Origin of the sequence: Chelativorans multitrophicus, from assembly GCF_011317445.1 — a bacterium.
Lineage (GTDB): Bacteria > Pseudomonadota > Alphaproteobacteria > Rhizobiales > Rhizobiaceae > Chelativorans > Chelativorans multitrophicus.
In genome coordinates this window covers 1,835,499-1,850,279 of sequence record NZ_JAAAPL010000001.1, presented here as the reverse complement: position 1 = coordinate 1,850,279, position 14,781 = coordinate 1,835,499, and the positions used below count along the sequence as shown (strand labels likewise).

At 60.7% G+C, this 14,781-nt stretch carries 13 protein-coding genes and 1 pseudogene; 12 read left to right on the top strand and 2 right to left on the bottom strand.

The annotated features are described in order from the left end of the window. Positions 1 to 19: 19 nt before the first annotated feature. From GNP00_RS08845 to GNP00_RS08810, 9 genes are all read left to right on the top strand, one after another. Positions 20 to 1,570, top strand: coding sequence for an aromatic amino acid ammonia-lyase (locus tag GNP00_RS08845; RefSeq protein ID WP_011581946.1), 1,551 nt, complete (start codon positions 20 to 22; stop codon positions 1,568 to 1,570). 56 nt (positions 1,571 to 1,626) lie between these two features. Then, positions 1,627 to 2,859 (top strand): MFS transporter, encoded by a 1,233-nt coding sequence (locus GNP00_RS08840; protein WP_011581945.1) that lies wholly within the window; start codon positions 1,627 to 1,629, stop codon positions 2,857 to 2,859. 249 nt (positions 2,860 to 3,108) lie between these two features. Continuing rightward, the gene (locus GNP00_RS08835; protein ID WP_157038093.1) at positions 3,109 to 4,092 is read left to right on the top strand and encodes an ABC transporter permease; all 984 of its coding nucleotides are present in this window, start codon (positions 3,109 to 3,111) and stop codon (positions 4,090 to 4,092) included. A 2-nt stretch (positions 4,093 to 4,094) separates the two neighbouring features. Then, positions 4,095 to 4,961: an ABC transporter permease gene (locus GNP00_RS08830; RefSeq protein WP_011581943.1), complete on the top strand. Its 867-nt coding sequence runs from the start codon at positions 4,095 to 4,097 to the stop codon at positions 4,959 to 4,961. Further along, complete coding sequence (locus tag GNP00_RS23135; RefSeq protein WP_198139694.1) at positions 4,954 to 5,484, top strand: ATP-binding cassette domain-containing protein; 531 nt, start codon at positions 4,954 to 4,956, stop codon at positions 5,482 to 5,484. The genes GNP00_RS08830 and GNP00_RS23135 overlap by 8 nt, the downstream gene beginning before the upstream one ends. Next, positions 5,466 to 5,924 (top strand): ABC transporter ATP-binding protein, encoded by a 459-nt coding sequence (locus GNP00_RS23705; RefSeq protein WP_198139693.1) that lies wholly within the window; start codon positions 5,466 to 5,468, stop codon positions 5,922 to 5,924. Before GNP00_RS23135 ends, GNP00_RS23705 begins: the two co-directional genes overlap by 19 nt. After that, on the top strand, positions 5,921 to 6,907 hold the full coding sequence (locus GNP00_RS08820) for an oligopeptide/dipeptide ABC transporter ATP-binding protein (RefSeq protein WP_166015937.1): 987 nt from the start codon (positions 5,921 to 5,923) through the stop codon (positions 6,905 to 6,907). The genes GNP00_RS23705 and GNP00_RS08820 overlap by 4 nt, the downstream gene beginning before the upstream one ends. A gap of 278 nt (positions 6,908 to 7,185) precedes the next feature. Further along, the gene (locus tag GNP00_RS08815; protein WP_166015935.1) at positions 7,186 to 8,496 is read left to right on the top strand and encodes an ABC transporter substrate-binding protein; all 1,311 of its coding nucleotides are present in this window, start codon (positions 7,186 to 7,188) and stop codon (positions 8,494 to 8,496) included. Between the two features lie 82 nt (positions 8,497 to 8,578). Next, positions 8,579 to 8,956: a DUF427 domain-containing protein gene (locus GNP00_RS08810; protein WP_011581940.1), complete on the top strand. Its 378-nt coding sequence runs from the start codon at positions 8,579 to 8,581 to the stop codon at positions 8,954 to 8,956. On the opposite strand, the gene GNP00_RS08805 is transcribed toward GNP00_RS08810, so the two are convergent. Both GNP00_RS08805 and GNP00_RS08800 read right to left on the bottom strand, forming a co-directional pair. After that, positions 8,951 to 9,115: a hypothetical protein gene (locus GNP00_RS08805; RefSeq protein WP_157038092.1), complete on the bottom strand. Its 165-nt coding sequence runs from the start codon at positions 9,113 to 9,115 to the stop codon at positions 8,951 to 8,953. The genes GNP00_RS08810 and GNP00_RS08805 overlap by 6 nt on opposite strands. Before the next feature lie 194 nt (positions 9,116 to 9,309). After that, on the bottom strand, positions 9,310 to 9,807 hold the full coding sequence (locus GNP00_RS08800) for a TetR/AcrR family transcriptional regulator (RefSeq protein ID WP_246259273.1): 498 nt from the start codon (positions 9,805 to 9,807) through the stop codon (positions 9,310 to 9,312). Positions 9,808 to 9,973: 166 nt separating this feature from the next. Here GNP00_RS08800 and GNP00_RS08795 point away from each other — a divergent pair, with 166 nt between their 5' ends. The 3 genes and pseudogenes from GNP00_RS08795 (at position 9,974) to GNP00_RS08785 (ending at position 14,753) form a co-directional block, all read left to right on the top strand. Beyond that, the gene (locus GNP00_RS08795) at positions 9,974 to 11,191 is read left to right on the top strand and encodes an efflux RND transporter periplasmic adaptor subunit (RefSeq protein WP_011581938.1); all 1,218 of its coding nucleotides are present in this window, start codon (positions 9,974 to 9,976) and stop codon (positions 11,189 to 11,191) included. Further along, positions 11,188 to 14,262 (top strand): efflux RND transporter permease subunit, encoded by a 3,075-nt coding sequence (locus GNP00_RS08790; RefSeq protein WP_011581937.1) that lies wholly within the window; start codon positions 11,188 to 11,190, stop codon positions 14,260 to 14,262. The genes GNP00_RS08795 and GNP00_RS08790 overlap by 4 nt, the downstream gene beginning before the upstream one ends. Continuing rightward, a pseudogene (locus tag GNP00_RS08785) lies at positions 14,255 to 14,753 on the top strand (RES family NAD+ phosphorylase). Before GNP00_RS08790 ends, GNP00_RS08785 begins: the two are co-directional and overlap by 8 nt. Positions 14,754 to 14,781 lie beyond the last annotated feature (28 nt).

The following is a 14,781-nucleotide window of genomic DNA, read 5'->3' as shown; positions in this document are numbered from 1 at the left end:
TGGGGATGGCTTCTGGGCAATGCTGGCGTCGCGCACCGTTCTCGAACTAAAGGGCAAGCCGTTCAGCTTTGCCCAATTGGCGAGCATAGCAGCCGGCAAGGTCGAGCTGACCGCCGATGACGAGGCGATGCGGCGAGTGCGCGCGGCGCGACGGGTCCTCGAAGACCATATCGCGGCCGGCCACCCGGTTTATGGTGCGACAACAGGCGTCGGCGCGATGAAGGATGTGTCCTGGACCGCTGCCGATCAGGACCTGTTCAATTTCAGCCTTGTCCACGCGCATAGTTTCGGGACCGGCGAGACCTTTTCGCCAGCGGTTATCCGCAGCGCTATGGCGATCCGCATCAATATGGCCCTGAACGGGCATGTCGGTGTCTCCGGCGAATTGGTCGATATCTATCTGGCCATGATGCGTGCCGATCTGGTGCCCGTGGTGCGGCGCACCGGTTCGATCGGCTGCGCCGATATCGGGCTTATGGGCCAGATTGGCGCAGTGCTGACCGGGGCAGGGGAGGTGTATGCCCGCGGCCATCGCATGCCGGCAGAGCTGGCGCTGTCCCAGGCGGGCATCGTACCCATGATCTTTGCGCCACGCGACAGCCTCGCCTCCATTTCCACCAATGCTATCGCCTATGCCGCAGCCGCTCATGCCATACGCGAGGCGGCCGGCGTGTTCCGCATGGCGCTGGCTGTCGGGCTGACCTCGGCGGGGGCTCTGGGCGCCTCACGCGACCCCTGGCTGGCCGCTAGCCAGCTGGATGGGGCGTGCAAGGCAATTGTGGGAGCCTGGCTCTACGACAATGCGGAAGTTTGGGGATGGTCCGAAGCCACCCATGTGCAGGACCCGTTGAGCCTGCGCATGATGGCGCAGGTGTTCGGGGCGGCTTTTGATGGGCTCGTTGCGGCCGGGCGCACCATCTTGGCGGCAACCGGCCGTACCGACGACAATCCGGTAGTGGTCAATGGCCGGGTTCTGACTTCGGGCGGATCGCTGCCGCTCGATGTCACGCTTTTCCTGCAAACGGCGCAACTGGCTATCGCTCATGTGGCGCGCAACGGCTTCAACCGTTGCGTGCTGCTGGGCAATGGCGGGCGGCGCGGCCTGCCGGTCAATCTGGTGCCACATGGCGAGATTGCCACCGGCATGGGACCGGTCATCAAGTTGGCGGGCGCATTGTTCGCGCGAGTTCTGTCGCTGGCCTCGCCAGTTTCCGCCCAGATCATGGTGCTGGCGGACGGGCAGGAGGACGAAGCGACATTCCTGCCGCTGGTGGTGGAGCGCCTCGAACAGCAGGTGTCGGCCTTGCGCCAACTTGCGGCGCTCGAAGGCGTGCTCACCGCGCAGGCCATCGACATTACCGGGGACGCGCCAAAGGGTGTTGCCAAGCTGATCTATGACCTGGTGCGCACCCGCGCTGGCTTCCAGCGCGCGGACCGGCCGCTATCGCAGGAAATCGAGGCCATCGAGAGCGGTCTGGCTGCGGAGGCGAGCATGGCGGGATTGCTGAGCCTTGCGAGCCTCCCGGAGATCGACGGCTTCTTCGCTCTCGATCCTAGTCTGTCGTCGTAAGGAGCGAGCCGCGGGAAACCGACCCTGGGTTGGGACCCGCAACTGGGAGGAATTGGGTGCCGGACGACGTGGAGAGCCAGGGCGCCCGTTGGGCACGAATCAGCCGCGCGTTGCGCAATCCCGATTATAAGCGCTATTTCCTCGCTCAGATTCCGCTGCTGATCGGCACTTGGATACATTCCATCGCAATGGGTTGGCTGATGTGGCGGCTGAGCGGTTCGCCCTGGATGCTCGGCGTATTGGCCGTGTGCGACATGGGTCCGACCTTCCTGCTGAGTCCGGTCGCCGGGACGATCATCGACCGGATGAACCTTCGCAAATTGCTGATCCTGCTGCAGGCCGGCTATGTCGTGCTGGTCACGATCCTGACCATTGCAACTCTGACCGGGACAGTCACCGTTCACCTGCTGGTGGTGACGACGCTGGGGCTGGGCATCCTGGCCGCCTTCGACAATCCCGCGCGGCAGGTATTCGTAGCGGAACTGGTCGGAATTGACGACCTGCGCAATGCCATTGTGCTCAATTCCATGCTGTTCAACATGGCGCGACTGATCGGTCCGGCGGTCGGGGGCGCAGTGGTGGCCATGGCCGGCGAGGGCTGGTGCTTCGTACTCAAGGGGCTGGCCTATCTACCCATGATCTTCGTGCTGAGCCGAATACGCCCGCCGCAACGCATTCCCGTCGCGCGTAAGGGCTTCTTTGGGGATATGTCCGAGGGCTTTGCCTTTGTGCGGGCACGCCCGGAAATCGGGCGGCTGCTGGTGCTGGTTGCAACCTGCAGCTTCTGTTCGGTGCCCTATTTCTACTTCCTGCCCGTGCTGGTCCGCGACATGCTGGGGCGGGATGCCGATGCGGCAGGAATGCTGATGAGCCTGACTGGGGTGGGGGCCATGCTCGCGGTGCTTGCCCTGACCGTCCGTGATCGCATCGAGCAGCTCAATGTCTTTCCTGCCTGGTCGACCGTGGCGCTGGGGCTGGTGCTGATCGGCATGGGCTTTTCGGGCCTTTACTGGGTAACCGCGCTGCTGGCACTACCGCTCGGCCTGTCGATCCTATCCCAGAATCTGTCGTCCAATACGCTGCTGCAGCATTTTGCGCCACCGGCCCTGCGCGGCAGGATCATGGCGATGTATTCCATGATGCTGCTTGGCATCGTGCCGCTCGGCTCGCTTATTGTGGGTGCGACAGGCGACTGGCTCGGCATGCCCGGCACTTTTATTGCCGGTGGGGCACTCTGTTCTACGGTCGGCATAGTGCTTGCCCTGCGGCCTTGCACGGCCCGAGGCTAGTTCAGCCGCATGCCGATGCTTCCGCCGGCTCCCTGAGTGCTGTCCTATGAAGGGCGTAATCCCCGGCATGCTTTGTGGTTGTCATCATAAACCATTGATATTGCTGGATATCGTCAGACAATTCAGGGTGGGTAAGATAGAGTGTTCCGAATTTGGGATATTATGTGATGCGAGTGTCACGATATCATCCCCCTCAAGCCGCCACGCTGAGATGGCGGGTGGAAAAATGCGCGCTCTGTTTCTCGCATCATGCGCTGCAAACGTGAGGGGAATTGCTTGCGGCTATTTGAAAGTTACGTCTTCAATCGCGTTCTGACCGCCGTAATGTCGGTTTTCGGCGCAATGTTGGTCATTGTCATGCTGCTCAACGTGGTGCCGGGCGATCCCGCCACCGCGCTGCTTGGACCTATGGCCACGCCGGAATATGCCCGCCAGTTTATCGCTGAAATGGGGCTCGACCAGCCAATCTATGTGCGCCTGTGGCGCTTTTTCACCCAGGTTGCCGCGGGCAATCTCGGTACCGACGTGATTTCCGGACGCAGTGTTAATGCCATCGTCTGGGCTGCACTGCCGCACACCTTCGCGCTGGCCCTCGGCTCGATGGCGTTGGCCTGCCTGATCGGCATTCCGGCGGGCGTTTATGGCGCGGTGCACAAAGGTTCGGTCGCCGACACGCTGATGGCCATGATTTCAGTCGTCGTTGTGTCGGTTCCCAGCTTCATTCTAGGCATTTTCCTGCTCATCGTCTTTTCGATCTGGCTTAACTGGCTGCCCGTGCTGGGCGTCTCCGATTCTGCGGATCTGGGCGATCAACTGGCCCGGATGGTCCTGCCGACGGTCGCGCTGGCGCTGGGGTGGATCGGGCTGATCGCCCGGCTCGTGCGCACCTCGATGCTGGAAGCGCTGGGGCAGAACTATGTCCGCACCGCCCGGGCCTATGGCCTGCGCGAAAACATGATCCACTATAAATACGCCCTCAAGAACGCCATTATTCCCACGCTGGCAATTATCGGCATGGGCATCGGGCGGCTGCTGGGCGGCGCGGTGCTGATCGAAATCATCTTCGCGCGCCAGGGACTGGGAAGCGTGCTTTACGCTGCCTTGCAGGCGCGCAACTTTTCCGTGCTGCAGGGCTCGGTTTTCATCGTCGTTGTCATTTTCGTCGCCATCAATCTGCTGACTGAACTCAGCTATTCGTTCTTCGACCCTCGTATCCGATACAACCGGCGGTGAGTATGACGAGAAACATCTCCATTCTTCTCAATACGCTGCGCCGGACGGCGCAGTATCCAAGCGGCGCCATCGGCCTGGCGCTAGTGACGACAATCCTTTTGGTGGCGCTCTTCGCGCCGTTGCTGGCGCCCTACGATCCGAACAAGCTTGACCTCGTCAATCGTCTGTCCGGTGTGTCGGCCGAGCATTGGTTGGGAACCGACCAGCTTGGACGCGACCTGCTGAGCCGCCACATCTATGGCACGCAGGTAGCCGTCGTGGTGGCGCTTTCGGTGATCGCGATCGCCCTGGCCATTGGTATGACGCTCGGCATTCTGTCGGCCTATGTACCAGGCCCCATCGAGCGCTTCATCCTGATCTCCTTCGATTCGGTGTCGTCCTTTCCCAGCGTGATCCTGGCCATGGCCGCCGTCGCCGTGCTCGGTTCATCGATGCCAATGCTGATCATCGTCATAGCCACCAGCCTTGTGCCCCATTATGGGCGCGTTGCGCGGGCGCAGGTGCTCTCGGTCAAAAACGAGCCCTATATTGAAGCCGAAACGGTGTTCGGCGCCTCCGAGCTGCGCATCCTGTTCTTTCATATCGTGCCCAATATCCTGGCGCCGCTGATCGTCATCGCTTCCCTCGATATCCCGATCGTCATCGCCATCGAAGCCAGCCTGTCCTTTCTGGGCCTGGGCCTGCGTCCGCCGCTGGCGAGCTGGGGCGGGCTGCTGCAGGACGGCTATCAAAATATCTCCAAGTCGGTGCTGCCGGTGCTGATCTCCAGCACGGCCCTGGCGATCGCCACCCTGGCCTTCACCATGTTCGGGGAAGCCCTGCGCCATGCCATCGACCCACGTTCGCAGCGTGGAGGCAAGAATGACTGAGCCGTTTTTGTCCATTACCGATCTGCGCCTGACGGCCAAGACCGATAGGGGCACTGCTTCAATCCTGCGCGGCATCAATCTCTCGGTCGAGCGCGGCCGGATTCTGGGCATTGTGGGAGAATCGGGTTCGGGCAAGTCCAGCCTTGTCAGCACCATCATGGGTCTTCTGGCTCCCGGGCTGAATGCCGAGGGAAGCGTCATGCTCGATGGCGTCGATTTGCTCACGCTGAGCAGCGCCAATATGCAGAGCGTCCGCGGCAACAAGCTCGCCATGATCTTCCAGGACCCGATGACGGCGCTGAACCCGGTATTCCGCGTCGGCACGCAATTGGTCGATGTGGTGCAGAACCGCTACCCCGGCACCTCACAGGAAGACGCTGTCAAGCGGGCGAGTGCGGCCTTGGCCAAGGTTGGCCTTACTGATGCCGAGCGCCGTATGAAGGACTATCCCGGACAGCTGTCCGGCGGCATGCGCCAGCGAGTCATGATCGCCATGGCGCTGTTGTGCCAGCCCGATATCTGATCGCCGATGAGCCGACCACGGCGCTAGATGCCACTATCGAGGCCCAGATTATCGATTTGCTGCGGCGCCTGCGCAATGAGTTTTCGGGATCGATCATCTTCATCTCGCACAACCTGGGCACCGTGCTGCAGCTCTGCGACGAGGTCGCGGTGATGTATGGCGGCCATCTCGTCGAGCTTGGCGCCGTGCGCGATGTGCTGGCAAAGCCGCTGCACCCTTATTCCCGTGCGCTGATCGGCTGCGAAATCGACGACCAACCGCGGAACGTGCCACTGGCCTTTATTCCCGGAAAGGTGCCCGAGCCGGTGGACACGCCCCCCGGCTGCATCTTTGCGCCACGTTGCAGCTACGCCGTCGAGAAGTGCGAGCGCGCCATGCCGGCTCTGCGGCCGTTCAAGGGGCAATTGGCCGCCTGCGCCCGGCTTGAGGATATCACATGACGACCGGCACCTCCGTCCGCCTGGACAGGACAAGCGTAATCTATCTCAACTCCATACGGGCGCTCGATGGGGTGTCGCTGGAGATCGATGACGGCGAGACCGTTGGCATCGTCGGCGAATCCGGCTCCGGTAAGAGCACGCTTTGCCGCCTGCTGGTCGGGCTGATACGGGCCACCTACGGCGATGTTCAAGTGGTCGGCCAGTCGGTGCAGCAAGCACTGAAAGCCGACTCCTGGGCATTCCGCCGCCAGATCCAGATGCTGATGCAGGATGCGGTCGCGACGCTCTCGCCGCGTATGACAATCGGCGGGCTGATGCGGGAAGCGGTCGCCATTCATGGTCTCGACCGGCGGGAAACCGAGGCGCGCATTCACACCTTGCTGGAGCGGCTGCGCCTGCCGGCATCGATCCTCGAACGCTATCCGCACGAGATTTCCGGCGGTCAGGCGCGCCGCGTTGGTGTGATCCGCGCACTGCTGTTGCGCCCCTCGGTCCTGGTGGCCGATGAGCCGACCGCCGGCCTCGACGTGTCAGTGCAGGGCGAACTGCTCAACCTGCTTCTGGAATTCCAGCGCGAGATGAATCTGACCTTCATCATGGTCAGCCATAATCTGCATGTGATCAAGCGAGTGACGCAGCGCACCATCGTGATGTATCTCGGCCAGATCGTCGAGGATGCGCCAACGGAGACGCTGTTCGAGCGGCCGGCCCACCCCTATTCCACCACGCTACTATCGACCAATCCGCTGCTGTCGGCAGGCGGGGCCGCCAATGCGATTATCCTGCAGGGCGAGATGCCCAGCAATGCCAGGCCGCCATCGGGCTGCCGCTTCCATACCCGCTGCCCGGTGGCGCAACCTGCCTGCGCCCAAACCGTACCGGAGCTGACCAGAACGGAAACCGGCTCGCTGGTGCGGTGCCTTTTTCCCTATTCCCTGGAGCTTTCTGGTGCGCACCGGAAAGCCGAAGTTCCTGCCGAGTAGACCACGATATCAAACAGATCACCGAGGCGTAGGACATGTTAACAAGTACGAACTTTACCCGCCGATCCATTCTCGCTGGCATTGCTGGCCTCTCCGGCACGGCAGCGCTGCCCGCTGGTTTCGCATGGGCGCAGGATCAGCGGACCCTTTCCATCCGCATCAGCCGCGAAATTCAGAACCTTGACCCCCCGTTCATGGCGGGCACCACCGACAGCAATATCATCCGCGCCGTATTCCAGCGCTTGGTGAGCTATATTCCCAACTCCTACGAATATGAGTTGGACGCGGCCGAGAGCATCGAGCAGGTCTCCCCACTCCAGATCGATTTTACCCTGAAAAAGGGCCAGATGTTCACCGATGGCTACGGCGAAATGACAGCCGATGACGTCAAATTCTCCTTCGAGCGATATATCACCCCCGATGCGGACGGCAGAGTGTCGAGCTACAAAGAGGACTGGTCGGCGCTGGTGGAAGTGCAGGTGCACGACACCTATTCGGGCAGCATCATCCTGTCTAAGCCCTCGCCGAGCATCTGGGGGGTCATTTTCACCGGCTCGTCCGGTGCGATCCAGTCGCGCAAGGCCGTCGCCGCGTTAGGCAAGGAGCACAGCCGCAAGCCGATCGGCTCGGGCCCCTATATGGTGTCGGCTTATGAGGACCATCGCGGCGTGACCCTGGTGCGCAATCCAGAATTCACGGCCTATACGCCCGATTTCGAAACCTGCAACCTGGTCTATATAGCCAACCAGAAGACGGCAGAGGTGGCGCTACGGGCCGGCGAAATCCAGTTCACCGAATTGTCGGTCGATTCCGCGGACGAGATGGCCGGCATCGACGGCGTTGTGGTGGATAAGCGCCCCGGCCAGCGCTTCATCTGGCTGGGCATGAACATGCAGAAGGCGCCGTTGGACAAACTGGCCGTCCGCCAGGCGATCCGCGCCGCTATCGACGTCGAGCAGATGGTGCTGGCGGGCTATCAGGGCAATGCCCAGCGTCTCAACGCCATGATCCCGCCCGGCCTGCTCGGCCACTGGGCCGATGCGCCGGTCTATCAGCGTAATGTCGATGAGGCCCGCCAATTGCTGGCCTCGGCCGGCGTAGCGCTGCCGCTGACGCTCAAGCTGACCATTCTCAATGAGCCTGCCTTCCAGAACATGGGGCTGGTGGCGCAGGCCCTGCTGCAGGAAGTCGGTATCAATATCGAAATCGATCAGCGCGAAGCCGGCACCTTCTGGTCTTCGGGCAAAGGGGAATCGGGCGAGCAACTCGAACTGTTCATCCTTCGCTTCAACGCCAATCCGGACCCCACTTACAATGCCCGCTGGTTTCTGCCGAACCAGATCGGCGACTGGAACTGGCAGCGTTGGGATAGCCCGGAATTTGCCCGCATCCAGGAAGAAAGTGGTCGTAATCTCGACCGCGAAAGCCGTGTCAAGCAGATCATCGAATTGCAAAAGCTTATGGATGAAACAGCGTCGATGGTCTGGTTGACCAATGACGTATTCGCCTTGGGCTATCAGGCATCGGTGCAGCCAGCCGTCCTGCCCGACGGCAATAACTGGCAGTTCAACTACTTCAAGGCGGTCTAGCCGCACCACTACCTGCTCCCGCCGACAGCTACGGCGGGAGCATTTTGTTGCCATTAACAGGCGCCGCATTTAGGAGCAAGAAATGACCGAAAAGCCGGTGAAAATCCCAGGGCCAGATCACCCGATCGACATCGAACACAACCCGCATCGCGTCGTGGTGATGCTCGGCGGAGTGGTGATTGCCGATACGCGTGATGCGGTGACGCTATACGAAAGCAACCGCCCCCCGGTGCATTATATTCCGCGTCAGGATGTCAGGATGGACCTGCTGGAGCGCACTACACACACAACCTACTGTGCCTATAAGGGCGATGCCAGCTATTACAGCATTCCAATGGGCGGCGAGCGTTCGGTCAATGCGATCTGGAGCTATGAGACGCCTCATGAGGCCGTGGCACCAATCAAAGGCCGCCTGGCTTTTTATCCGGACCGAGTCGATTCCATTACCGTCGAATCATAGAGCGTTCCGCGCCCGAGTATCGAGGAGCAGGCACGGTCGATCCGGCGTCTGCTTGGCGCGTGGGTAGAGCACCAGCGGCGTGATCGTATCGCGAATGGGCCGTTCGCCCGTTTTAGCTACCCAGCGCTGCGGCGTCCGTGGTTCAGGTGCGAGATCCATCGCTCATGTTCACTCCAGCCCAATGCATATCTTTGCCTGCATAACGCGCCAGGGCATCCGCCAGCCGGCATAGGTCGGCCCGGACTGTCCTGGATCACATTCCATGTTCGTCTCGAATCTCAGAGCCTTTGATGGCTCAAGTTCGGCACCGCGGTGAGGATCGATGACAAATCGGCCGGTATTTCCAGAACCGGTCAGCCTCGTTGCAGCATGTCACGAAGGCTCTTCAGCACGATTTCGTACTCGGACTTTTCCAGAATCTCGGTGCCGAACATTTTCTCGCAGCGCAGGCCTTCCAACACCAAGAAGACGATCAGGACGGATTTGCCATCGCATTCCGAACTCATCCGGTCGAGCATCTCGCGCTTGAACGTCCTGATTGGAGCCATCAGTTCAGGATCTTCCGCCAGTGCAGCAAGCAGCCCTGAAGGCGGCGGTGTTGTTTGCTGTAGCTCTTCCTTGATTAGATCAAGATACTCCAATGCGAGTGGCTTCTTTGTGTCCCTCAACTTTTCTTCAAGCGCGATTTTGAAATCATCTATATATTGCTGAACGAGCGCCTTAAGCAGTGCCGACTTGGTGGGGAAGTTGTAGAGCAACCCTCCCTTGGAAATGCCCGCGCGGGCGGCAACTGCATCCAGAGATAGATGCGCCGAGCCTTCCATCTTGGCGAGCTCGGTCGCCGCATTCAATATCTTCTGCCTGGTGTTCTTACCGGGTGCCATGCCAATTTCCGAGGGGCCTGTTGACAGAACCGTCCAGACGGTACAGTAACTCAACGATTTTCACAACTTGCCGCTTGGACGCGGGGAACCAAGTCTCCCAACAAGCAAGAGTTCCGCGGACGGAAACCTACCAATGGTCAAACGCTTCATCATCGCTTTCGTGCTCGTCGCCTTGGTTGCAGGAGCACTTGTTGGCTTCAATATCTTTCGCGATCGCGCGATCCAGCAGATTTTCGCGACGATGCAGGCGCCGACATTGACGGTGTCCACCTCAACGGTGGAGCCATCCACCTGGAGGCCCAGTATCGAGGCGATCGGTACGATGGCGGCCGCCAATGGCGTGGATCTCACCGTCGAGACGAACGGTATCGTCGAGGAAATCCTGTTCAAGGCGAATGACCGCGTAAATGCCGGCGACGTTCTCATGCGGCTGGACGATGAGGCGCAGAAGGCAGATCTCGCCGCCGCGCAAACCCAAGCAGCCTTGGATCAGCAGACATTGGAGCGCGCCCGCGCCCTACAGCAGCGTGGCGTTGGCTCCCAATCAAGCCTCGACGAGGCAGAAGCGGCCGCCGCAGCTTCCGCCGCGCGCGTGCAAAGCCTGCAGGCGGCATTGAACCAGAAGGTGCTGATCGCACCTTTCAATGGCACGATCGGCATTCCTCGGATCGACCTTGGTCAGTATCTGACGCCGGGCACCACGGTCACCACGCTGCAGGATCTGGAAACGATGCGGGTGGATTTCACGGTTCCCGAGCAGCGCTTCGAAGAACTTAAGATCGGGCAGCCGGTGAGGCTTGGATTGACCGAGGATGACATGCCTTTTGCGGGCAAGGTCATCGGCATCGATCCGAAAATCGATCCCTCCACGCGCCTTGTTTCGGTGCGAGCGGAGGTCACAAACCCTGAGGGCAGGCTCAATCCAGGCCAATTCGTGCGGGTGAGGGTCGAGCTTCCGGCAGAAGAAAATATCATTGCCGTTCCGCAAACCGCCTTGGTGACAAGCCTTTATGGCGACTACGTGTACCGGCTTCGTCCGGCGGAAAATCAGAATACGGAAGGGTCTGCCAATCAGACCCCCGCGGCAGGGCAGCAGCAGGAAGGAGCGGCGGAGAATACCGGTGCAAATTCCGGCGAAGCGGGCGGCCAAGCCGGTGAAAGCGAGATCTTCGTTATTGACCAGGTCTTCGTCAAAACCGGGCGCCGCGCCAACGGCTCCGTCGAGATTGCCGAAGGTCTCAACGCCGGAGACGTAGTGGTAAATGCAGGTCAGAACCGTTTGACGAACGGCGCACGGGTCACGATCGACAACACGGTGCAGCCCATGCAGATCGGGAGCAGCAACCAATGAATGTCTCGGCCCTTTTCATAAGGCGGCCCGTGCTTTCCACGGTGCTCGCCCTCCTTATTCTGCTCCTGGGTATCCAAGGCCTCTTCAATCTCTCGGTTCGTGAATATCCGGAGGTCGAGGAGACGGTCATCACGGTGACGACCACCTATCCCGGTGCAAGTCCAGATCTCATCCAGGGCTTTATCACCTCGCCGATCGCGGCCGCCGTCTCGACCACGGAGAATATCGATTACGTGTCGTCGCAGAGCCGCCCTTCAACGAGCGTGGTGACGGTGCAGATGCAGCTGGGCTCCGATTCGGACGCTGCCCTGACAGAGGTGATGTCGAAGGTCCAGCAGGTGCGCGGGCAGCTTCCCTCAGACGCGGACGATCCGACCATCGTCAAGGGAACGGGCATGCAATTCGCGATCATGTACATCGCGTTGCAGAACCCGAACATGACGCCGGAGCAGCTGACCGAATATATCGAAAGAGTGATCCGGCCGCGTGTGTCGACCATTCAGGGTGTGGCCGAAGTCCAGATCATCGGCGCGCAGAACTACGCGATGCGCATCTGGATCGATCCCATCCGGCTTGCCGCGCGCGGCGTCACGGCCGGGGAGGTGGTCAGCGCCGTCAACGCATCCAACTTCCTTTCCGCTCCGGGCAAGACGAAGAACGAGTATGTTGCCTATCCGATTACCACCGAGACAACGCTGCAAACGCCGGATGCCTTTGCCGCGCTGCCGCTCAAATCGGAGGGTGACGAGGTGGTGCGGCTGCGCGACGTGGCCGATGTGGAGCTTGCGGCCGAAAGCACCGAAACCATCGTGAATTTCAACGGCCGGCCGGGCACCTTCATCGGAATCTTTCCGACGCCCTCCGCCAATCCATTGGACACCGCCGACGCTGTCATCGCGGAAATGCCGGCAATCCAGGCCACGCTTCCAGAAGGCATGAACATGGAAGTGGTCTATGATGCGACCGAGTCGATCAGCGCCTCGATCGAGGAGGTGTTCAAGACGATCGGCGAAGCGGTCGCCATTGTGGTGATCGTCATTCTTCTGTTCCTCGGGTCTTTCCGGTCGGTGCTGATGCCGATCGTCACAATACCCCTGTCGCTCATCGGCGTTTGCTTTCTGCTCTTCCTCGCTGGCTTCTCGATCAACCTTTTGTCGCTTCTGGCAATGGTGCTGGCCATCGGTCTTGTCGTCGACGACGCCATCGTGGTGGTGGAGAACATCCATCGCCACATGGAAGAGGGCATGAGCCCGTTCCAGGCCGCCTTCACCGGCATGAAGGAGATTTCCAGTGCCGTCGTCGCGATGACGATCACGCTGGCTGCGGTTTTCGCGCCTCTCGCCTTCACCGGCGGCCTGACTGGTTCGCTATTCCGGGAGTTCGCCTTCACGCTCGCGGGTGCGGTTGTCATCTCCGGTATCGTGGCGCTCACCATCACGCCGATGATGAGCGCGCGCATTCTCAAGTCCGGTTCCCACAGCCGGTTCCAAAGCTTTGTTGACCGCACGTTCACGCGGCTGGAAAACCGGTATGAAAGGCTGGTCTCCGGCTCGCTTAAATACCGGCCTGTGACACTGATGATCGTCATAGCGCTTGTGAGCCTCACCGGATTTCTCTTCTTCAAGACGTCGAGCGAGCTGGCGCCGGAGGAGGATGTCGGGGCGCTTTTCTCTATCGTCAACGCGCCGCGCTATGCCACATCGGAGTACACCAATCTCTACACCACGCAGATGCGCGATCTGACGGAAGACCTGCCCGAGCTTAGGGTGGATTTCTCCATCGTCGGCTTCGGCGGTTCGACGAATAGCGCCATCGCCCTTTGGGCGTTCAAGGATTGGGCTGACCGGAACCGCTCGCAGAAGGAAATCCAACAGGACATTCAGCAGCGCATCTCCAAAGTGGCCGGGGTGGAGGCGTTCGTCTTCGCGCCGCCTACGCTGCCCGGCACTGGCGGTGGCCTGCCGATTTCGGTGGTGATCCAGACGACGGGCGATCCAAGCCAGGTCTATGAGATCGCCGAGGAGATCAAGAACAAGGCTCAGCAAAGCGGCCGCTTCATCGTCGTGCAGAACTCGATGGCGTTCGACGCGCCCCAGGTCACCGTTTCGGTAGATCGAGAGCGCGCCGCCGCTCTTAACATCCCTGCGAGCGAGATTGGTCGGACTCTCGGTGCTCTGGTCGGCGGCGGCTCCATGGCGCAGTTCGACCGGGATTCGAACAGTTACGATATCATCACGCAAGTGCCGGAGGCCTACCGTTCAAACCCGGAAAGCCTCGGAGGGTACTTCGTGCGAAGCGCGACTGGAGGCATGGTGCCGCTCTCGGCGGTGGTGTCCATTAAGACGAATGCATCTCCAGCCGCGATCGAGCAGTTCAATCAGCTCAACTCGGCCACCATATCGGCGCTGCCGCGCCCGGACGTCACCACAGGTACCGGCCTTCAGACCATCGAAGAGGTCGCCAGGACGACGCTGCCGGAAGGCTTCTTCCTGGATTATTCGGGGCAGTCGCGCCTGGAAAAGGAGCAGGGCAACACCATCCTTGTTGCCTTCATTCTGGCGGTGGTGGTGATTTACCTGGTGCTCGCCGCCCAATTCGAGAGCTTCCGCGATCCGCTGATCATCATGATGTCGGTGCCGCTCTCGATCTTCGGCGCGATCGTGCCGCTGAACCTGGGCCTCGGCACGCTCAACATCTACACGCAAGTGGGGCTTATCACGCTGATCGGCCTCATCACGAAGCATGGCATCCTGCTTGTGGAGTTTGCAAACCAGCAGCGCGAGGTGCATGGGCTCTCTCGGCGGGAGGCGATCGTCGCCTCCGCCAGGGTGCGCCTGCGCCCGATCCTGATGACCACGGCAGCAATGGCGCTTGGCGTCGTGCCGTTGATCCTGGCGCAGGGTGCAGGTGCGGCGGCGCGTTATTCCATGGGCCTCGTCATCTTCTCGGGAATCCTGATAGGCACCATGTTCACGCTGTTCGTGGTGCCCATGTTCTATACCTTCATTTCGAGCCGGGATATCCACGTGCGCGGCCAAGTGCCTGAGGACGCGGCACCAGCGCATGCCTGAACCGAAGGGATGTAGATGCAAGGGGTCTAAGCCAATTTCGGGCGATGGCGCAGCCATCAGAGGGGGCGCTTCAACCCAAAGGGAGCCCCGGCACTCTATTTGGCTTTGGGCATCATGACGGCGGTCGAGGAAGCCAACCAGGGTTTTGCCCATCGGATTGATCCGTGCGTTCTGTGCTCCTATGAAATCGACTGTGAGGATGTCGCTGATCTGACCACTGAGCAGGAACGAAAACAACATGCGGTAGGTGAAGAGATGGCCTATTCATGGGCGGCGCCCATGGCCATTGGTGATCGCCCGGCCTCGTGGTCGATATATGACCGGCTCACGCCAAGGGGTATCACAGGCATTCTCGTACCAAGTTTCGCGCCGGGCACTGAACGGACGATCGGAACCTTGTGCTTTGGAAATGGGGAGCAGATCTGCCACACAAGGTGACGGTGTTCGATCCAAGCGGCCGACTCCCCAAGGACCAGCTATCCTGGCGCTGACCTCTCCTTAGGAGGCGCGCGGGGGAGG